The 20963-nt window shown below is 66.1% G+C and carries 10 protein-coding genes; 4 read left to right on the forward strand and 6 right to left on the reverse strand.

All coding sequences use genetic code 11. The annotated features are described in order from the left end of the window. Positions 1-35: 35 nt before the first annotated feature. From ADX84_RS18305 to ADX84_RS18315, 3 genes are all read right to left on the reverse strand, one after another. Complete coding sequence (locus tag ADX84_RS18305) at positions 36-1235, reverse strand: AAA family ATPase (protein ID WP_234004060.1); 1200 nt, start codon at positions 1233-1235, stop codon at positions 36-38. 348 nt (positions 1236-1583) lie between these two features. Continuing rightward, on the reverse strand, positions 1584-1934 hold the full coding sequence (locus ADX84_RS18310) for a hypothetical protein (RefSeq protein ID WP_049576375.1): 351 nt from the start codon (positions 1932-1934) through the stop codon (positions 1584-1586). Between the two features lie 117 nt (positions 1935-2051). Next, positions 2052-2612, reverse strand: a complete 561-nt coding sequence (locus ADX84_RS18315) for an ATP-binding protein (RefSeq protein WP_049576406.1) — start codon at positions 2610-2612, stop codon at positions 2052-2054. A gap of 224 nt (positions 2613-2836) precedes the next feature. Between ADX84_RS18315 and ADX84_RS18320 the strand changes: the two genes are divergently transcribed. Further along, entirely contained in the window at positions 2837-3700 is an 864-nt protein-coding gene (locus tag ADX84_RS18320) for a helix-turn-helix transcriptional regulator (RefSeq protein ID WP_049576379.1), read from the forward strand. Next, on the forward strand, positions 3697-3876 hold the full coding sequence (locus tag ADX84_RS25660; protein WP_082206590.1) for a DUF397 domain-containing protein: 180 nt from the start codon (positions 3697-3699) through the stop codon (positions 3874-3876). The genes ADX84_RS18320 and ADX84_RS25660 overlap by 4 nt, the downstream gene beginning before the upstream one ends. 60 nt (positions 3877-3936) lie before the next feature. On the opposite strand, the gene ADX84_RS18325 is transcribed toward ADX84_RS25660, so the two are convergent. From ADX84_RS18325 to drmD, 3 genes are all read right to left on the reverse strand, one after another. Next, a complete protein-coding gene (locus ADX84_RS18325; RefSeq protein WP_049576382.1) occupies positions 3937-8028 on the reverse strand; it encodes an Eco57I restriction-modification methylase domain-containing protein in 4092 nt (1363 codons plus the stop codon). Between the two features lie 35 nt (positions 8029-8063). After that, positions 8064-11924: a type IIL restriction-modification enzyme MmeI gene (locus tag ADX84_RS18330; RefSeq protein WP_082206592.1), complete on the reverse strand. Its 3861-nt coding sequence runs from the start codon at positions 11922-11924 to the stop codon at positions 8064-8066. Between the two features lie 515 nt (positions 11925-12439). After that, complete coding sequence (drmD, locus tag ADX84_RS18335; RefSeq protein WP_369801109.1) at positions 12440-15745, reverse strand: DISARM system SNF2-like helicase DrmD; 3306 nt, start codon at positions 15743-15745, stop codon at positions 12440-12442. A gap of 223 nt (positions 15746-15968) precedes the next feature. On the opposite strand from drmD, the gene ADX84_RS18340 reads away from it, so the two are divergent. After that, complete coding sequence (locus ADX84_RS18340) at positions 15969-18104, forward strand: UvrD-helicase domain-containing protein (protein WP_049576393.1); 2136 nt, start codon at positions 15969-15971, stop codon at positions 18102-18104. Between the two features lie 39 nt (positions 18105-18143). Then, complete coding sequence (locus tag ADX84_RS18345; protein WP_049576398.1) at positions 18144-20600, forward strand: DUF262 domain-containing protein; 2457 nt, start codon at positions 18144-18146, stop codon at positions 20598-20600. Positions 20601-20963 lie beyond the last annotated feature (363 nt).

Genomic DNA, 20963 nt, shown 5'->3' on the forward strand with positions numbered 1-20963 from the left:
GCCGCGGCCCTTACGCCGGGGCTGGTGCCGACCGCTCACAGACCACCGCCCAGAACCCCGGAGAACCACAACTCGCCCAAGGGGAGGCCCTCGCTCCTCTCCACGATGGCCTCCAGCCGTTCCCGACTTATCGCTGGGATCTGAGAAGCCCCGTCGCCGTCCCGTTCGCAGACGATGATTTCGTCCGGTCTGAGTCTGTCAGCCAGCGCCGGCGAATGGGTCGCTATGAGGAACTGGGTGCGTTCACTCGCCTCGCGTGTGCGTTCCACGAGTAGTTCCAGCGCTTGAGGGTGGAGCCCGTGGTCGATCTCCTCGATACAGGTCAAGGCAGGTGGGTTCGGGTCGTACAAAAGTGCGAGAAGTCCGAGGAGACGGATGGTCCCGTACGAGGCGTCCGCTAGTTCGGTAGGTACCCGGAGTCCGGATTCATGGAGGACCGCGATCACTTCGCGAGCCGAGCCGGAGGGAAACTCGAAGTCGATGCTCCGGAGTTGAGGCAGTACTTCCCTGGCGTCGGCTACCAGCCGTTGCCACGACTCCAGGTCGTTCCTTTTGAGCGTGAACAGAAAGAGCGCGAGGTTCGAGGCGTTTTCTGCAAGTTTGGTGTCCTGAAGAGAGTTGGTAATGCGCGAGGGGAAGCGGGCTGAGGAAACATCCACGTCGAACACACGGAAGGAGGCCAGCCCTTCAGCCAGGGTGGCGACCTCACCGCCCCCCGCGTCGTCACTCAGGCGCGGCAGAGTCGACAGACCGCTACTGAAGCGCTGCAGGCCGATGGACCGGGTGACGGGGTCTTCGTCCTCGTTCTTGCGCGTGTCCACGACCTGGGCATTCTCACCTTGGATCGTGATTCTGCGCCCGCGCCCCTTGGTTCTCTTGAACTGGAAACTCTCCTGCCTGGAGAGTGTGTCCCTGCCGTCCCTCCGACGCCTCGTAATCTTGAACTCGTACTCATCGGGCGCTCTGGTACTGCTGTGCCTGGTCCAGGTCGCCTTGAGCCGGATGCGGATATTGGAGGGCGTCCTGCCCCCGCCACGGAACGCCGTGCTCTCGAAGCCGCCACGCCCCTCCAGCGCAGGTTCGATGTCAGTCTGGATGATGTCCGCCAGGAACCGGAAGACATCCAACAGGTTGGTCTTGCCCACACCATTAGGGCCAACCAAGACGTTGAGCGGCCCAAGCGGGATACTGACCTGGCGCAGACTACGGAAGTTCTCAACTTCGAGTTCCAGCAAGCGCTTGTGCATAGCTCCCAGCGTCCGTTGTCGTCGTTCCGGTCGGCCCGAAGAAGGAGATGTCATGGTTGGGCGCTTCCACCACAGGCGCGGGGACAACCCCTCGGGCGTACAGCCCTAAGCACCTTAGTAGCGCCCGCCCCCGTGTGCACGGAGGCGGCATGACGACCGTGACTCAAGCCTTCGGCCTCCGGGCCCATCCCCGCGTGCGCGGGGAACAGAGAAGTCTTCGAACCACGCAACTAGTTGCGTGCGGGACATCCCCGCGTGCGCGGGGAGCAGGCCATCTCACCAGGGACTTTATCCCGGGGGGCGTCGCCAACACATGGTTTCCTGGAACACTCCGTGTCAGGCGCTGACCAAGGGGCGGACGGTGTGCGGCCACAGCTTCAGGAGCAGGGCATCGATGTCGGGAGCTTCCTCCAGCCCGGCGGAGGTGGCGATCCAGAACGATCGGGTGGCCTCCCCAAACCAGATGATGACGTGGCGGTTCCGGGCCTGGATCCGCGCGGCCTGGGCGTGCTCGCGGGCGTACTCGGAGCGGTGGCCACCAAGGCGGGGAAGGCGCTGGGCACGGCGTTCCCGGCAGGAGGGGTGCTCACACACCACGCAGACGGGGCCGATAAGCGAGTGACGGCTCGGCAAACGACGGCACAGCGGGTCACTGGAGGAGCGGGGCGAGGGGATAGGGTTCTGCATCAGATCCTCTTTCCTGTCATATGCATGTGTTTGGTTTCGGGGGTCCAGGGCCCGGAAGAGCGTTGGCGCGCTCTCCTGGGCCCGTCTCATGTCCTCGGTGACATGTCAGCCGACAGTTCAGTTGTCGGCGTTCCAGCTGCTTCCGGCCAGGTCGTAGGCGAGGTAGAGCCAGACGGTGCGGTACTCGGCCCGCCCGTTGTCGCCCCAACCGGTGGCGAAGGCGTCGACCATGGCCAGCCCCCGCCCGGACTCGGCGGCTAGGTTCGGACCGCCGGAGGCCGGTGTCAGGCGGGCGTTGCGGGTGCGCAGCCCGCCCCGGTCGTGGCAGCCCAGGCGGAGCCCTTCCCTGCTGCGGTGCACGCGCAGGGTGTAGCTGCCGCCTGGGTGGCCGGAGAGGCTGTGCCGGATGGCGTTGTTGGCGAGCTCGCTGCCGAGCAGGGAGAACAGGTAGCGGTAGTCGGCGGACTCCGTGGCCGCGCAGGTGTCCAGGAACGCGCGGCCCAGCGGCATCACGGCGGGAATCCCGGCGAAGTCGTAGCTGCGCGCCCGGTAGTTGGGGCGCTCGGGAGCACCGGAGAAGTAGTGCCGCTGGAATGGGCGGATGAAGGCGGCCAGCGGAACCGTGGCCTCCCCCCGGACAGGCACGGGGGCGGCAGAGGCGAAGGCGGTTGAAGACATGACGAACACACTCCTTGGCATGGCAGTACATGAGCAGGGGCAAAGAGGAGCCCGATGGAGGAGTCTCACGGTCGACGTGATGCGCGGAACGGGCAAGGCATAGCCTGACCGAAGTGAACCCTGAGTGATGACCCGGTCACGGCCACACTTCAAAGGTAACTAGCAATCGTAGAGTTTTCAAGCAGAAACTCTATCTTCATGGAAATATTCGCTAGGGTGCTTACATGTCCCCTTCCAGCAGTCCAACTCTTCGGCTTCGCCGCCTTGCGACAATGCTCCGCCAGGCCAGAGAAGCATCTGACTACACCGCAACCCAGGTCGGCAACAAGTTCAAGTGGAGCTCCGGGAAAGTCTCCAAAATGGAGACAACAGAGACCAAGCGCATAAAACCGGACGATCTCGACAAGCTGATGGACCTCTACGAGATCAAGGACCCCAACAGGCGATCGGCTATGCACGCACTCGCGAAGGACGCTCGCCAACGAGGCTGGTGGTCCAAGTACAAGGAGGTCTTCACGGATCGCGCGTTGCCAGACTTCGAAACCGAAGCATCGGTGATCCGCACCTTCGAGACACAGATGGTCCCGGGTTTGCTGCAAACTCCGGCCTACGCGGGAGATCTACTCCAAGGAGGGCGCCTCGCCAGCCCAGCCATCATCACAAAGAAGGTGGAAGCTCGCATGGCTCGGCGCGAAATCCTGGTCCGTCACAACCCCGCGCGCTTTCGTGCCGTCATCGAGGAGAGCGCCCTCCACAAGAGGATCGGGAGCAAGGGAGTTCTGCGAGAGCAGCTTGCCCATCTCCACCACATGGCTCAGCTGCCTAACATCGACATCCAAGTGCTGCCTGCCGAAGCTGGATCACACGCTGGGCTGTGCGCTCCCTTCACCATCCTGGACTTCCCTGATCCGCTGGACCTCCCCATCGTGTACATCGACACCGCGTCCAACGGGCTCTTCTTGGAGGACCACGATGAGGTGGAGGCACATAGTGCTACCTTCAGTGACATTCAGGGTTCAGCCCTGAGCACCGTGCGGTCAGCCGACCTCATCACCAGCGTCCTGAAGTCCCTAGAGAGTTCCTCATGACCACCGTCCTTGACTTTCGGAAGAGTAGTTACAGCGGGCATGCACAAAATTGCGTAGAGGTCGCCAGCCTCCCGTGCGGGGCCGCCGTCCGTGACTCTAAGCGCCCCGACGCCGGTCACCTTCCCTTCCCCGCCTCCGAGTGGACCGGCTTCCTCTCCGCCGCCATCGGCGAGTAGCCCAAGCAAGCACGAAGCCCAGTCGTGGCTGACCCTCCGGCCACGTCTGGGCTTCGTTGCTCAGAAGAGAGTGCCCTCGGGTGGGAACAATCCGTCTCCTAGGTCAGGCGCAGGGGTGGCCTTGGACTTTGCGGCCTTACGTTTTTTCTTCGGCGGCCAGATGCCCTTGCGTTCTTCTTCGTCGTGCCGGGCATGGTTCAGCTCAAGGAGCCGGTCCAGGATCTCCACTCGAACTGTCGGGCTGACTGTCCACCGAGGACCTTGGTCAGTCTCGTGGTGCCCAAGCTCAAGGTCGAGATCTGACCAGTCGTAGGCTTCCTTCACAGCCTCATCGACCTCGACGTGGATCTCCCGGATGCGGTCGACGTCCACATCACCTTGGCACGCCGGATCGTGCACGAGGTTGTAGAGCTTCGTCAGCCCAAGTTCCCGCCGCAGCATGATCTCGCGCCGATCCCGATCCAAGCACTCGCCTACGACGGTCAAGCTCTTCGTCCGCTCCGGCTTCGGGAACGTCTCATACACATCCGAAGGCGTATACCGAAGATCCCCCTTCATACTGGACGCACGCGCAACCGCCCAAGAGTAATGGAACGAGCTGGACAATAGGCCCAACAATTCCATACGAGAAGAAGCAAAAACTCCCAATGCATGAGAAAAAACCTGTCCACTCGAAACAAGAACAGGAACAACCGTCTTACTAGTCAGCGCGATAACCAGGACAGATTTCAATCCAGAAATTGCTGCCCTCATCTCCGGGCGCACTCGAAAGAACTGCCACCAGTATTTTTGACCGTAGGCATCTTTCTGAAATAGGCGACCAGGCTTCACATCACGCTCAACGACCGCAAAGGGGGCTGGATAATTCCGAGCCTCATCCTCAGCCATCGAACCGAAGTTGATAACCCATCGACTTGGCGAACAGTCAGGCCTGGAGTTTAGATCCTTACCGTTAATAAATGGCATTACAACGGAACTATTTTTTGGATCTTGACGAATCAGGCCTGCAGCCGCCTCCGAATCCAGAACAAAACCGTCACCCATTGGATATGCTCCAATGAACGACTGATCTGCGTTGGCCACTAGCCTCCACGGGTTTCCTACCGCCCTTGACCTTGGCTCTAGAGACGGTGTGATCCCTGGAACCGGACCCTCGCCAAGGATGCACTGTTCCTGTTTCCCTGCATGTCCCGCCCACACCAGTGACACGTGCACGTTCGCACTACCCGGCCATACCTGGCTTTTCACCGCCCGGTAGATGGTCCAATCTCGCGTAACCACCTGGTCCAGACCCACTTCACGGGTGTCCCCCTGTGCGATGGTGTTCGTCGCAATAATTCCGGTCCGGCCTTTCGGAGCGATCGCCAGATTTCGCAGCAGGAAGTACGAGCACAAGTCAGCGTGCCCGCGCTTTCCCTTTGCGATGTCAACGACCAGGTACTCACGCACATCTACCCCGACGGCACCGGTAAGCCTCTTGCCGCCAATAAACGGCGGGTTTCCCACCACCGCGTCGAAACCGCCCTGGCCGCCCTCCCCCATCACCTCGGGGAACTCCAGAGCCCAGTGTAGCGGCCGGATGGGATCGGCCCGGTTTCCGGTCAGCCAGTCCCAGATCTTGGACTCCGTCGCCTGTTCGGCGTAGAAGTCGTAGCCCTCGCCATCCTCGTCCAACAACGCCTGGATCTCATCCGAGAGCCTGGTCAACAGGTCGTCGTAGGCGTCCTGCCAGTTGAGTTTCTTTGCCTCCCCGTCCTGGAGTTTCTTCTCGTAGTCCTCCAGGTCCAGTTCTGCGTACCGCTCCGCCGCCAGGGCCGCCGCGACCACACCGTCACAGGCCAGCCGCAACTGCCTCAGAGCCGTGTTCGCTCTGCCGAGCAGCTTCTCCCGTTCCGCCACGTCTCCTGGGTCGTTGACCGGCGGCAGCGCCTCGATCTCCCGACGCAGCTCGCGGGCCTGCCCCAACTTCCGGTCGATGTACTCCCCCACATCACCGGTCAGCCGGGCGTTGATGTACCGACCCCGTTTCGGGTCGGTGTGGAAGGCCCGCACCTGCTCCTCGTTCACCAGCCCCACCAGTGAGTCCCCGCAGACCAGCGCGTGGTCGAGGAAGCTGAACGGCTTGTTCTTGGCCAGGGTCTCCAGCCACATCGACAGTTTGGCCAGCTCCACCGCCATGTCGTCGCGGTCCACCCCGTAGACGCACGAGGCCGCGACCCTGCGCTTGGCGAACAGGCGCACGTCGTCCAGCTCGTAACCCGATCCCAGCGCCTCCAGCACCTCACCCGGAATCCCGTCGCGCTGCCAGGCCTCCAACACCCGGTCAGCCAGGAACCTCGTGGCCGCCACCAGGAACGCCCCGGACCCCATCGCGGGGTCGCACACCTTGAGCCCCAACAGCTCTTCGGCCGGTTTGACCCGCCAGTCCGCCTCGGCCGCGCCCTCCGCCGGTCCGGGGTTGAAGGCCAGCGGCTCCAAGGTGTGCCTGACGACCTTCTCCGCCAGCTCGCGCGGGGTGTAGTGGGTCCCGGTCTTCCTCCGTTCCCCCACCTGGGTGAACAGCACCGAGTCCGTCGGGAACACCGTCGGCTCCTCGCGCAGGTCCTGGCGCAGCAGGCCCCAGAACGGAAGTGTGCGCTCGGCCAGATCCTCGTGGTTGTCCCAGGCGGAACCGAGACCCGCGCGCTGCGCGGCCTCCGGCTGCTCCTTGAGCATCTTCTGGAGCTGCTTTGCGGTCGCCCCGGTCTCCTCCTTCAACCAGTCAAAGAAGACCGCCTCCCCCTCGGAGTACTGCTCCTCCAGCTCCGCCAGCGCTACCTCGGGCTCCAGCTTGCCGCCCAACCCCACGTACGGCTCATCGACCCTGCGGACCGAGAATTCCAGCAAACCCTCGTAAATATGACCGATGTCCTCCACCCCGAGCCCCTTGTAGGAGATCCGGGTCGGGGTCCCGCTCTTCTTCCTGGGCTTCAACATCACCAGGGCGTCGAGCACCTCGAACACGACCCGGTCTGCGATGGCGAACTCGGCCAGCCACGGATAGCGGCTGGGGGCGAACAGCGAACCCCCGTAGGCGGGCAACCGCAGGTCCGGGTGTTCGGCGCCGCAGTGGATCCCCGCGAAGAGCGCGAGCAGGCGCGGCCACGCGGCCGCGCGCCGGTCCCCGACCTCCTCACCGAGCCGGTTGCGGTCATCGGCCAGTTGGTCGTGCAGCCGGGTCACCGAGTAGTGCTCGGCGTACAGGTCGTCGGTGGGAAGCAGCCGCTGCTCCTCCGCGTACAGCAGGAACACCAGGCGCATGAGCACCGTCAGCGCTCCCTTGTACACCTCGCGCTCGCCCACGTGTTCCAGGAATCGACCGCTGGACCGGCCGCTCGAACCCCGGTCGATCCGGGCGATCTCGGCGACCAGCAGCTCCACGGCCTGCCGGACCTGCTTTCCCAGGTCGTCGGTGAGGTCGCTCTGCTTCTCGAACGTCCGGGCGAAGAGCGCCGCCGTGGAGTCCGAGGCGCTCTTGCCGTCCTTGGACGTAGCGGGCACCTGGACCCGCTTGCCCTCCAGCAGGGCAGTGAAGGCTTGGAAGAGGAGGGGTTCCTCAAGCCACAGGTCGGCGTCGAACACGCCCACGGAGGTGGGCACACTCGGACGGGCGTGGACCAGGGCCCACCACTGGCCGTCGGTGACCAGAGACAGGGGAACACCGGACTCACGGCTGCGGGCCGCCGCGGCCTCCACCGGCGAAGGGCGGTCGGCGCCCGACTCCACGGGGTTCGTGCCCCACGGCAGCCGGTAGAAGTGCAGGCGTTCGGCCCGACCGTCCCGGTCCTTCGGGCCGACGAGCGCAAACTCCGGCCGTGTTCCCCCGCCCTCGGTGACGCTCTGGACTCGGTACTTGTCGCCCCAGCGCAGGACCTCACCGAGGACCAGGGTGATCCACTCGGCGGCCAGGGCCCCCTGAGACCCCTCCAGTTCCTCCCACCCCTGGCGGAGCCGCTTGCGCAGCTCCGCGTCCACGGTGGGAAGCCCCGAGGCGAACGCCTCTGTCAGGACCTCGGCGGAGAGGAAGGGACCGTCGGGGGCGAGGAGCCCGATCCACTCGGCGTGCTGTTCGGCCGGGCTGACGGAGGGGATACGGCGGCGAGTTCCAGGCATGGCTTGAGATTATCGGCCGCCGCTGACGCGTCAGGTCAGAAGAGCACCCCTTCCTGTGCTCGCCCCGGAGCCGGGGCGGACGCCGATCCTCGGCGGCGTCCGCGCTGCGGCTGCACTCCCCGAAGAACCTCCTCCTCGTGGCGGGCGAGGTTGAGTTCGAGCAGTCGGTCGAGGATCTCGACGCGGGCGTCCGGAGCCACCGTCCAGCGCACCCCCTGAAGGGTCTCGTGGTGGGCGTGCTTCAGGTCCAGATCCGACCAGCCGTAGGCGTCCATCACCGCCTCGTCGATCTTGACATGGATCTCCCGCAGCCGGTCGGTGTCAGCGCCGCCCTCGCCGAGGGGTGAGTGGACCAGGTTGTAGAGCTTGGTCAGTCCCAGGCCGCGCCGCTGCATGATCTCGCGCCGCTCCCGGTCCAGCCGTTCGCCCACCTCGTCCATGAGCGCAGTCGGCACGGGCATCGGAAGGGTCTCGAATACGTCGGACGGTGAATAGTTGAGGTCGGCCTTCATCGTCGACGACCAAGCCCATGCCCAATTCACGTGTGCTGAGCTCGACAAGAGAGCGAGGGAAGCGGTGTCACTCGCGGTGAAGACCGCGAGTTTGTGTGCGAACACGTGATCGGAGGGCACCAGCACAGGCATCACCGTACGGCTCACCAGAGTGATCGCCAGCACACGGTCAAGACCGGAGATGGCCTCCGTCATCGCGGGACGTTTCTCCCCGTACTGCCACCAGTGGTCGCGATAGACCTTGCGATTGTTCCTCTCCCGAACCGGCTTCACCTTGCACTCAACGATCTCGAAGGGCTCGGGGTACTCGCGGGCCTCTTCCTCGGTCATCGCGCCGAAGTTGATCACCCAGCGGCTCGGGGAGCAGTCCGGGCGCGAGTTGAGGTCCTTGCCGATCAGGTACGGGAAGAGCACCTCACGATTCCTCGGGTTCCGCCGGATCAGCTCACGGGCCTGCTCAGGCTCCAGCACGAATCCCTCGCCCAGCACGTATGAACCGATGAACGATCGCCCCGAATTGGCCGCCAGCCTCTTCGGGTTCCCGCTGACCCTGGATCTGGCGTCCAGGGAGGGTGTGACCCCACGAACCTCCGTGTCCTCCAGGACCGGCCGTTCCCGCTCGCTCTGGTGGCCGGTCCACACCAGGGACACGTGCACGTTCGCGCCACCGGGCCACGGCTGGCTCTTTCGGGCACGGTAGATGTTCCAGCCCTTTTCCACCACCTGGTCCAAGCCCACTTCACGGGTGTCGCCCTGGGCGATGGTGTTGGTGGTGATGAGACCCGTACGCCCCTGCAGGGTGAGTTCGACACCGCGCAGCAGGAAGTACGAGCACAGGTCCGCGCTTCCCCTCCTCCCCTTCGCGGTGACCTCCACGAGGAACTCCCGGAACCAGCGCTCCAGGGTTCCGGTGAGGCGCTGACCACCGGAGAAGGGAAGGTTACTCGCCAGAGCCGAGAACCGCTCCGCGCCGAACACCTCGGGAAACTCCAGCACCCAGTGCAAGGGCCGGATGACGGACCCGTCCGACCTCCTCAACAGTCCGTGGACACGGGAACGGAACGCCGCTTCCGCCTCGGCGCTGTCGAACCCCTCACCGAGCAGGCACTGCACCCCCACGGACAGTTCGGTGAGCAGGCTCTGGTGCGACTCGTGCCAGTTCCCACCCGCCGACGCGCCCGCCCCCAGCGCCGCCGCGACCACCGCGTCGCAGGCCAGGCGGAGCCGGTCCGAACTCTCCTGCGCCCGCCGAAGCAGCACGGACTTCCGCTCCGTGTCCTCCGGGTCGTCGCACTGCGGCATGGCCGCGATACGCGCACGCAGGACAGAGCTCTCGGCCAGCGCGGCGTCGATGCGCTCCTCGACGTTGCCGCCGAACCTGAGGTTGTGCTTGCGCCCCTCGGCCGGATCGATGTGGAAGGCCCGTACCTGCTCGGCGCTTACCAGGCCCACCAGGGAGTCCCCGCAACGAAGTGCGTGGTCGAGAAAGGTGAGCGGTCTGCTCTTGGACAGAGTTTCGAGCCAGAGCGAGAGCTTTCCGAGTTCGACGGCCAGGTCGTCGCGGTCCACACCGTAGATACACGAGGCCGCGACCTGGCGTTTGGCGAGCAGGAGGACGTCCTCCGACGCGTACCCGCCCCCCAGACTCTGGGAGACGTGATCAGGGAAGCCGTCACGCCGCCAGGCGTCGCAGACCCGTTCGGCCAGGTAGCGGGTGGCCGAGACGAGCATCGCGCCCGAACCCATCGCCGGATCGCACACCGTGAGCTTGAGGAGCTCCTCGGCGGGCTTGATCCGCCAGTGTTCCTCCTCCGCCCCCTCGGCCGGGCCGGGTGCGTGAACGAGCGGGTCGAGCGTGTGCCGCACGATCTCGTCAGCGAGCGGCCGCGGCGTGTAGTGGGTGCCGGTGGCGCGACGCTCACCGACCTTGGTGAACATCAGCGAGTGCGCGGGGAACACCGTCGGTTCCTCGCGCAGGTCGGTGCGGAGCAGGCCCCAGAAGGGCGCGGTCCTGTCGGTCAGTGAGGCATCGCTGCCGCACGCGGCGTCGAGCGCCGCCAGTTCCCGGGGCGCGGGGCGATCAGCGAGCATCCGCTCGACCTGGAGCCGGGTGGCTCCGGTCCTGGCCACCAACCAGGAGACGAACTCCTCCTGCCCCTGCGCCGCCCGGGATTCCAGGTCCCGTAGCGCCAGCTCCGGCTCCAGCTTGCCGCGCAGTCCGACATGGGGTTCATCGGTCCGAAGGCAGGAGAACTCCAGCAGGCCCTCGTAGACCCTTCCAATATCCTCGACCACGAGGCCCTTGTAGGAGATCCGCGTGGGGGTGCCCTCGCGCCGCTTCGGTTTCAGCCGGAGCAGCGCGTCGAGAATCGCGAAGACGACCCGGTCGGTGACGGCGAACATCCTCAGCCACGGGTACCTGCTCTGTTCGAACAGGGAGCCACCGTAGGCGGGAATTCGCAGATCAGGGTGTTCCACACCGTGGTAGACCCCGGCGAAGAGGGCGAGCAGGCGCGGCCACGCCGCTGCCCGGCGGTCACCGACCTCCTCTCCGTGCAGGGAGCGCTCCTCCAAGAGCTGGGTGTGCAAGTGGGTCACCGAGTAGTGGTCTGCGTAGAGGTCGTCGACCGGCATGAGTCGCTGGGCCTCCGCGAAGAGCAGAAAAACCACACGCATCAGGGTGGTGACGACACCTCGGTAGACGTCCCTGCCGTCCACGTCCGCCAGCAGGGTCCCCCCTGCCGCCCTGTCCTGACGGGCGATCTCGCCGACCAGTAGCTCGACGGCCTGACGCACCTGCTCACCCAGTTCATCGGTGAGTTCGCTCTGGCGTTCGGCGGTCCTGGTGAAAAGCGCCGCCGTGGAATCCGACGGTGCGCTCCCGTCCTTCGTCGTCGCGGGAAGCCGCAGACGCCCGGCGGCGAGCAGCGCGGCGAACGCCTGAAAGAGGAGAGGTTCCTCCGACCACAGGTCGGAGTCGAAGGCCCCGAACGAGGTCGGCTCACCGGGCCTGGCGTGAACCAGGACCCATTGGCGACTGTCACAGAGGAGCGCGAGGGGCACCCCGCGTTCCCGACACTGGGCGGCCGCCTCCTCCACCGGGGAGGGCCGGTCGATACTGGTGGAGGAGAGGTAGGAGCCCCACGGGAGTCGGTAGAACAGGAGCCGTTCGGTACGGCCCCGGTCCTCGGGACCGCGCAAGGCGAAGTCCGGCCGGAAACCGGCCCGGGAGGGGCCCTGCGGGACACGGTGTTCGGATCTCCAGCCGAGCACATCGGTGAGGACGAAGTCCACCCACCTCTCATACAGCAGGTCCGGGGCCTCCTGGGCTTCGCTCCATGCCTGCCCGACCCGCACCTGGACCTGCGGGTCGACGGTCGGCAACCCAACGGGAAACACCTCGTCCAGTACCGAAACCGACAGGAAGGGTCCCTCGGGCGAGAGCAGGGAGAGCCATTCGGCATGGAGTTCAATGGGCTGATTTCGGGGAGAACGCGAGGGCATCCTTCGCACCGTTCCTCAGCCGCCCATCACCACTCGTCCAGAACTCGGATTTATGCTTTCGGGCATGAAGAGGGAGCAACGGGACATGGCGAACTCCGAGGGGAAGCGGCGTGTGCTGGGGTCACACGCCCGGGGGTTCGTCAGCAGCGTTCGATCGAGAGGGGAACGTCCGCGAACTGACCGGAAAACCTGACGCTAACGCGCACGCCCAAGTCGGGCAATAGGATCGACAGGGAACGACCCTCCCGGTCCACGTCCGGTCAAATACGGGAAAACCATCGCACTCATCATTCAGGTGTGCTAGCCAAAAAGGTGGATTCGCTCCCTGTGGCACCTGATCGGTTTGCCACGGGGAGCGAATCCATCGCCGATCACGGGAAAGGCACGGTGGCGATCTACCCCCGGCTCCAACCCCGAGAGGCCAGGGACGCCGGAACCAGGAACGTGACGGCCACCGGGAACCAGCGCGCCCTCGGCTCCTCATAGCGGCGGCGCAGCGCGGCCTCCTCCTGTTTCCTCAGCTCGGGGATCTCCTCCAGCCGCGCGGTGAGCGCCTCCCGGTCCTGGCGCATCTGCTTCTCCTCCCCGACGCTGAACAGCGTGTCCTGTTGCCAGCGCGGGGTCTTGTCCAGCGCCGACTGGATGTTGGCGGCGAGTTCCTCCAGAATCGCGCCGACCGCGGCGACCTCTTCCGCGCAGCGATCCCTCAACACCTTGTCCAGACTCTTGGATCTCTGGGTGGCGCGCCGCTGCAATGCGCCTCCCACACCCTTCTCCAAGTTCTCCCACAAGGCGGTCAGGCGCTCGCGTACCGGCTCCGGAGCCAATCCCTCCGAAGCCGCCGCCAGCCAGGCCTGGGCGTCCTCAACGCGGGCGGGTACGAACCCGCCCTCATCGATCCGCCCACCGGCGACCAGGACCTCCTCGTGCAGGCGGGTCCCCTCGGCACCGCTGATCACGACCCGACCGTGTGCCACCACGGCTGGGACCCGAAGAACGTCACCCTCGACCACCCGCGCGGTCACCCGGGTGAGCCTGGTCCCCCGCGACCACAGTTCCTCCCTGAGCAGGTTGAGGCACAGGTCGACCAAACGGTGTTTGAGGTGGAGCAGAACGATGTCGTTACGTCCCACGACAGCGTCGGGATCGAAGGTGACCAGCCGTTCTTCTCCCGTGACCGGGTGCAGCAGGCCCGCGTTCCGAGCGCTCGCCCAAGCGCCGGAGAGCTCAGGCAGGCGGAAACAACGAGCCTTCACTTCGGACGGCGCCCGGGTATCGATCAGGTCCTTGCGGTGGGCCAGGTTCAGTCCGGTGCGGACCACGCTTTCCAACGTCTCGGGGGTCAGATCGAGCCGGGCACGGCTGCCGGTGAGCTCATCGCGCAGCCGCTGGATGTCCCGGTTCAGGTCACGCTCCACCCTCAGCTTGGCCTTTCCGGCGCGGGCGCGGATCTCCGCGTCGCTCTCGGACCAGTCGATGCGGCGCCCCAGCATCTTCTGCTCGACCTGGGAGGCGATGACGTCCCCAGCGCTGCCCAGGTCCTCCCGGATACGGTCAACCTTCTCCGCCGCCGTCCGAAGGAAGCCCAGTTCGTCCTCAAGGGAGCCCGGTTCGGCCCGCTCCCACCCTTCAGGAACGAAGTGCACGACCTCTACCCGGTCGGCGGGCTGCCCGTGGCGGTCCACTCGGCCGTTACGCTGCTCCATCCGGTTCGGGTTCCACGGGATCTCCCAGTGCAAGAGCCTGTGGCAGTAACGCTGCAGGTTGATGCCCTCGCTCGCGGAGTCGGTGGCGATGAGGATACGGACGTCGTCCAGGTCCGGGCGGTCAGTGAACACGTTCTTGACGCGTTCGCGCTCCTCAGTGTCCTGGCCGCCGTACAACAGGGCGATGCGTCGCCCGCCCTCACCCCCATATCCGGCGGAGACCAGACGCTGGTGCAGCCAGCGCTGGGTGTCCCGGTATTCGGTGAAGATGATGACGCGCTCATCAGTCCACCGGGGTTCTCCGGCGGAGTCCGCGGGGACCGCGGCCTCACCGGTCTCGTCTTCCCGGCCCTCCTCACCCTTCTCGTCCACGGCGGGAGCGAACAGAACGGGGTCGAGCCAGGTACGAAGGGCGGAGAATCGGGCGTCGACGGTGTCCTGGGCACGCGTGGCCCATGTGAGGAGGCCCTTCAACAGACCGCGCTCGTGCTCGGTGAGCGGAGGGGCTCCACGACCTGCCGTGGTGAACGCCTCCCCCTCGGCCCTGCGGTAGTCCTCCTCATGCTCGGCGGTCGCCTCCAGGCGTTCGGCGAGCGAGGTGAGCACCAGCCGTTCGGCCGCAGGTGGAAGCTCACGGCCTCGTTCGCTCTCCTGCCTGTCGGACATCGTGGCCAGATGGGTGCGGACCGTCTCCGCGAAGGCCTTGGGCGAGGAGAACAGTCGCTTCTTCAGAAGGGTGGTGACGAAGTCCGCCGAGTGCGCCCTGCCCGTCCGGTTCCGCCGGCTCCGGGCGTACTCCACCAGGTCACGGTGCGCGTCGCGTTCGGCTTGGCCGTAGGCGACCTCCAGATAGTCCAGCTCCCGGCGGGGAAAGCGCGAACTGCCATCCCAGCGGGGCGGAAGCTGGCGTTTGAGGCGACGGACCATGACACGGTCCAGCTGTTCACTCGACGGCGGTACTCCCCGGGCGAAACGTTGGTCGTCGAGCAGCTCCAACAGGGCTGAGAACGACTCGGGGTAGCCGTTGTGCGGGGTCGCGGACAGGAACAACCGGTGCTCACAGTGGGGGGCGAGCTCCCGAATCGCCTTGGTTCGCTGGGAGTCGACCGCGTACTTCCCGCCGCCGGACGGTGCGCAGTTGTGTGCCTCATCAACCACCAGGAGGTCGATCGTACGGGGGTAGCGCGGGCTCGCTGGGAGGATCTCGCGCAGCAGCCGCCGGGGCCGTTCCCGCTTGAGCCAGTCGATACTGACGATGAGTCGCGGGTAGTGCGTCCACGGGTTAGCGTACAAACCCCGCTCACGTCGCAGCTTTCGCACCAGGTCCGCGTCCACGATCCGGAAGTCGAGCCCGAACTTGTCCCGCATCTCGTCGTGCCACTGCATGGTCAGACCCGCCGGACACACGATGAGCATCGTGCGAGCCCGGTGCCTCAGGTGTAGCTCCTGCATGACCAGGCCCGCCTCGACGGTTTTTCCCAGCCCGACATCGTCCGCGATGAGCAGGTTGGTGCGCGGCATGGACAGCGCGCGCACCACGGGCTCCAGCTGGTACTCCTCGATCTCGATACCGGAGCGGAACGGCGCTTGGAGGGAGGTGGTGTCAGCCGAGGCGACGGCTCCCCAACGCACGGCGTGCAGGAACGCGTCCAGTTCCGAAGGCTCATCGAAGCCACGCGCCGGGGTGGGCAGCTCCCGGTCCTCGTGGATACGAGTGCCCACCTCCAGCTCCCACAGGACCTGGATACGGTCATTGGTCTCGTCGTCCCCCATGCTCGCCAGGGAAACCACATGCTGGGCCACTGCCGTCATTCTGTACGCGTCGCTGGAGGCGATGCTGCCCGCGGTCACATCCGTGACGACCCACTGCCGGTTGCGAACCGTCACGAGCTGTCCGCTCTGAGGAACGGGAGTGCCTTCGGTATCCAGTCGGTCCTCGGGGCCGAAACCATGCGCCTCGTTGTCAGCAACGTGGTGGGGGGTCATGAGCGCCATCCTTCGTTGTTCGTGCCTCTCGTCATATCAGGGGATCGCGACCATGTAGGCCCTCGCGACCACACAGGCCCTCGTGACAGGTGGCCGGATTCGGCCACTGCCCGGGAAACCGGGGCACGAAGCAGCGAACCCCGCTCGGTACGTGGTGCGGGTCCCTATCCTGGTGGCAGCGGATCCCGCCAAGGACACCCATCCCCTCGCCCCCTGTCCCGGAAAGGCTCCCGTGCCCCAGCTCGCGATCGCCAAGGACTTCCTCACCACCTACGCGACCCTGGACAAGAAGCTCCAGAAGGCCGTCGACGAGGCCTTGGGCAAATTCGCCGATACTTACTACGCCGGCGGCCACCTGGAGAAGATCACCGACAGCCGCGACCCCCGGTGGCGGTCGCTCCGCATCAACCAGGGGTACCGCGGGGTCGTCCTCGCTCCTGACTCCGGAGACGTGTTCCTCCTGGTGACCGTGCTCCCCCACGACGAGGCCTACCGGTACCTCCGCAACCGGCGCCCGTCCGTCAACCAGGCGCTGGGAGTCCTGGAGTTCCGGGACGAGGCCGCGCTGGACACCATGAGCACCGCGCTCACCCCCGTAGCCGCTGCCTCGGCCTCCACCCTGTTCCAGGAGGTCCCGGGCAAGCACTTCACCCAGCTGGGTATCGACGAGGACACGGTCCGCATCGCCCGGCTCCTCCCCGACGAGAGCCACCTCGACGCGCTGGCGATCATGATGCCCAAAGCCCAGCACGACGCCCTGACCGCACTGGCCACAGGGATGTCCCCTGATGAGGTGTGGGCCCTGCTCAGCCGGGAGCTCGCCGAGGAGGTCACCTCTCAGGAGGTCGACCCCGAGGACCTGGTCTCGGCGATCCGGCGCAGTCCTGACCAGGCGGTGTTCGTAGAGGGCCCCGAAGAACTACGGGAGCTGCTGGAGCACCCGTTCGACGTGTGGCGTACCTTCCTCCACCCGCGACAGGAGCGCATCGCCCGCCGGGACCGGTTCGCGGGCCCGGCCATGGTCACCGGCGGCGCCGGCACCGGCAAGACGGTGACCGCATTGCACCGGGTGGCGTTCCTGGCCGAACGGTACGCCCCCGACGGGCAACAGCTCCGGTTGGACACCGGTGAGGCCACACCGGAGCAGCCCATCCTGCTCACCACCTTCACCACCACCCTGGACACGGCGCTCCGCTCCCAGCTCGAACTGCTGGTGCGCGACGAGGACCGCCGGAAACTGGTCGACGTGCGCAACCTGGACAAGGTCGCCCACCAGGTGGTGCGTCAGGTACACGGCAAGCTCGAATTCCCGAACTCACGTGAGCTCACCGCACTGTGGGAACGCCATGCCGAGGGTTCGGACGTGTCGGGACGGTTCCTCCTGGAGGAGTGGGAACACGTGATCCTCGCCCAGGACCTGCGTACCGAACGCGACTACCTCCAGGCCCGGCGGCACGGACGGGGACGTTCCGGCCGCATGGGCGCCGAACAGAAACGCCGGGTGTGGCGTTCGGTCCTGGACGCCACCGAGGAGATGCGCGGCAACGGGCAGTGGACGTTCACCTGGCTCGCCTCGGAGGCCGCCGACATCCTCGACCGCACCGGGAAGCGTCCCTACCGGCATGTGGTGGTGGACGAGTCACAGGACCTGCACCCGGCCAAGTGGCGATTGGTTCGCGCGTTGGCCACCGACGGCAAGGACGACCTGTTCGTCGCGGGCGATCCGCACCAGCGCATCTACGACCACCGCGTCTCCATGGCGGCGGTCGGGATCAACGTGCGCGGCCGGAGCCACCGCCTGACCGTGAGCTACCGCAGCACCCAGGAGATCCTCTCCTGGGCTGTCCGGGTCCTCGGCAGCGCGCCGGTGGAGGGGTTCGACGGAGTACGCTCTCACCTGGCCGACTACACCTCGCCCCTGCACGGGCGGACCCCGACCGTGCACGCCCACCCCACGGAGCAAGCGGAGCTGGAGGCGCTCACCCAGGTGGTCACCGGGTGGCTCACCTCCGATGTCGAACCCGGCACGATCGCGGTCGCAGCCCGTACCGAGGCCCTGGCCAAGGAGGTCAGATCCGCTCTGGCGGCCGAGGGCATCGACACCTGCGGCCTGGCCCAGGACTCCGGAGTCCGGGTGGGCACCATGCACTCGATGAAAGGCCTGGAGTTCCGCTGCGTGGCGGTGGTCGGTGCGGGCGCCGCCTATCTCCCCCTGGAGTCAAGGGTCACGGATGTCTCCGAGGACCCCCTGGCCCACGCCCATGACCTGCAGCGCGAACGGAACCTGCTGTTCGTGGCCTGCACACGGGCTCGGGACACGCTGTACGTGTCGCATTCCGGTGATCCCAGTCCCTTCCTGCCGAAGTAAGAGTCCACCCCCTGACCGTCTGTCGGAGATTGCGGAGATATGCAGGCCAACGAAACCACCTTCCGGAACATGGTCGAGGGAACCAAGCAGTTCCAGGTGCCGCTGTACCAGCGCCCCTACTCCTGGGGCAGGGAGGAACTCGAACGCCTCTGGGAGGACCTCACCGAACAGGTCGGCCGGGGCACCGAACCGCGCACCCTGAATTCCGCCGGGCACTTCATGGGATCGGTGGTGCTCGCACCGGGTTCGTCTTCTGCGAGCACGCTGACCCGGTGGCTGGTCATCGACGGCCAGCAGCGGCTCACGTCCTTGTCCATCGCCCTCGCGGCCATCCGCGACCGGTTGCGCGAGGTGGAGGAACTCGAAGAGGGCGACCCCAGCGGCGCGGACCGGATCAATGACGTCTACCTGGTGAACAAGTACAACAAGGGAGCCGACAAGTACCGGCTCGCACCGACCCAGGCCGACCGTGCCTCCTTCACGGCCATCGTCAACGGACGCTCCGACGCCGGAGGTGACGACAGGGTCGGGTTCGCCTACAACTACTTCTCCCGCAAGGTCCGGTCCTACGGCGAGGAGGACCTCCTGGGCATCGAGGAGACCATCGGCCACCGCCTCAGCCTGGTGGACATCCAGGCGGAGGCGGGTGACAACGTCTTCCGGATCTTCGAGTCGCTGAACAACACGGGCAAAGGTCTCAGCCAGACCGACCTGTTGCGCAACTACGTCTTCATGCTCCTGCCCGAAACCGGTCAGGAGGTGTACGACGAGGTCTGGTTGCCGATGCAGGACGAGCTGGGCCCGGAGACGTTGGAGACCCTGGCCTGGCTCGACCTGGTTCTGCGCGGGGACGAGCGGGCCAAACAGAGCGAGGTCTACCACGGTCAGAAGGAGCGTCTGGAGAAGGTGTCCCACACCAGTGGTGAAGTCGCCCTCCGAGGCGAGGTGGAACACCTGTGGCGCCTGGGGCAACTGTTGCAGCGCGTCCTGGACCCCGTCTTCGAGAGCGACCCGGAGTTGGCCGAGGTGCTGGCCCGCCTCGAATCGTGGGGCAACAAGATCTACCGGCCACTGGCGCTGCACCTGATGGTGCTACGCGACCAAGGGCACGCCGACACCGACGAACTGATCCGTGCTCTGGGATACGTGGAGAGCTTCCTGGTCCGGCGCATGATCGCCGGTGTAGCGACCCAGGGGCTCAACAGGATCTTCATGTCCTCCCCCAAGGAGATCCAGCCGGGCGGCTCGGTCGCGGACTCCGTGCACCGGTACCTGTCGGATCCGCGTCGGCGCTGGCCCTCGGACAGGGCACTGCGCGAGGCGGTGGCCCAGCGCAACTTCTACTGGTCGGGACAGGCCCTGCAGCGCACCTTCGTCCTGCGCAGGCTGGAAGAGGGCTTCGGCTCCCCCGAACCTGTGGACTTCGGCAAGGCCAAGGTCAGCATCGAGCACGTCATGCCGCAGAGCATGACCGAGGAGTGGTACGAGGTCCTGCGCAAGCAGACCGACCCGGACGAGACCGAGAACGAACTGCACGGGCGCCTGTTGCACACTCTGGGCAACCTGACCCTGACCGCGCAGAACTCGAAGCTCTCCAACCACATGTTCGAGCGCAAGCAGAAGATCTTCCAGTCCAGCGGTCTGAGCATGAACCGACAGATCGCCGACGCGCCCAGTTGGGGGAGGCCGGAGATCGAGGTGCGGGCAGCGCTGCTCGCCGACCACGCCTGTGCCCTGTGGCCCGCTCCGGCGCCGTCCGGCGGACAGGCACCGGAGGAGATCGGTGAAGACCTCGCCCAGCAACTCGGACACGCTCTCGCGATGTTGGCGGCCGACCGCTGGACGACGCACCGTGAGCTCGCGGTCCTCGTCGGGGCCAAGACCGCGACAGTGTCCCGGCATCTGGACGCCGATCCGGACACCGCGCACACGGGCCGGGTCTTCCCCGACACCAGGGCGGCCGAAGAGGCGGGGTCAGGACACGAGGGGTTCGTGCCAGCGGCCGCGCTCGCAGAGCTGGTGGGGCTCGAGGTGGACGAGTTCGTCGAACGGGAACGACGGTTCCACGCACTTCTCCTGGAGAACCAGCAGCCCGAGGTCGTGCGGGCGACTCAGGCCCTGATCGACGAGTGGACCGCCGTCGGAGGCGATCTGGTCTGGGGAGGCGGCACCGACACCAGCTGTTTCCTCCTCACCTGGGACGAGAGAGTGAACCCCGACTGGCGGTGGGCGCTCGTGCTCTACCCGGTGTCGGGACGCGCTGAGGTGGTCTTCCAGCACATGGCGCGCCGCCCTCCGTTCGACGATGTGGCTCTGCGGAGGGAGCTGCTGCACAAGTTCAACGCGGTCCCTGGAATCGACCTGCCCGAGGACTCACTGAACAGGCGGCCGAGTTTCCCGCTCGCTGTCCTCGTTGACGATGGCAGGCAGCGGGTGCACCAGGTGCTGTTGTGGTTCCGTGGGCGATGCCAGGACTGGCTGGACCAACAGATGTGACCCGGCACGGGTTCACCTGGTGCACCCGTGAGGGTGCACCAAACCGGCTGGGTGGCGTGCACCCGGAGGGTGCACGCTCCCCAGCGGAACGCGGGGCAATCCGACACAACCGAGCACCCGCCTCCCCCACGACCTGCTAATTCTCGCATCATCGCAGGTAAGGCCACTCCCCCACCAGCATTCAAGTCCCGTCACTCACCCCAGAGACTCCAGCCCCTGACCAGCGAAGAAATTCGCAGGGTCAGGGGCTTTTGCGTGTTCGGGGTGCACCGCACCCGAGCCGACCAACGCGAACTCCACCTGGCCCCAGCTGCTCACATCGCTACCCGCCAGGGGCAAGGGCGTGGGGGGCGGGCCGACCCC

This window comes from Nocardiopsis sp. SBT366 (assembly GCF_001083815.1).
GTDB classification, from domain to species: Bacteria; Actinomycetota; Actinomycetes; order Streptosporangiales; family Streptosporangiaceae; genus Nocardiopsis; species Nocardiopsis prasina.

Bases quoted from the DNA above. Each gene is read 5' to 3' on its own strand.
- ADX84_RS18310 (WP_049576375.1), bottom strand. From the start codon at position 1,934: ATGCAGAACCCTATCCCCTCGCCCCGCTCCTCCAGTGACCCGCTGTGC.
- ADX84_RS18315 (WP_049576406.1), bottom strand. From the start codon at position 2,612: ATGTCTTCAACCGCCTTCGCCTCTGCCGCCCCCGTGCCTGTCCGGGGG.
- ADX84_RS18320 (WP_049576379.1), top strand. From the start codon at position 2,837: ATGTCCCCTTCCAGCAGTCCAACTCTTCGGCTTCGCCGCCTTGCGACA.
- ADX84_RS25660 (WP_082206590.1), top strand. From the start codon at position 3,697: ATGACCACCGTCCTTGACTTTCGGAAGAGTAGTTACAGCGGGCATGCA.
- ADX84_RS18325 (WP_049576382.1), bottom strand. From the start codon at position 8,028: ATGCCTGGAACTCGCCGCCGTATCCCCTCCGTCAGCCCGGCCGAACAG.
- drmD (WP_369801109.1), bottom strand. From the start codon at position 15,745: ATGGCGCTCATGACCCCCCACCACGTTGCTGACAACGAGGCGCATGGT.
- ADX84_RS18345 (WP_049576398.1), top strand. From the start codon at position 18,144: ATGCAGGCCAACGAAACCACCTTCCGGAACATGGTCGAGGGAACCAAG.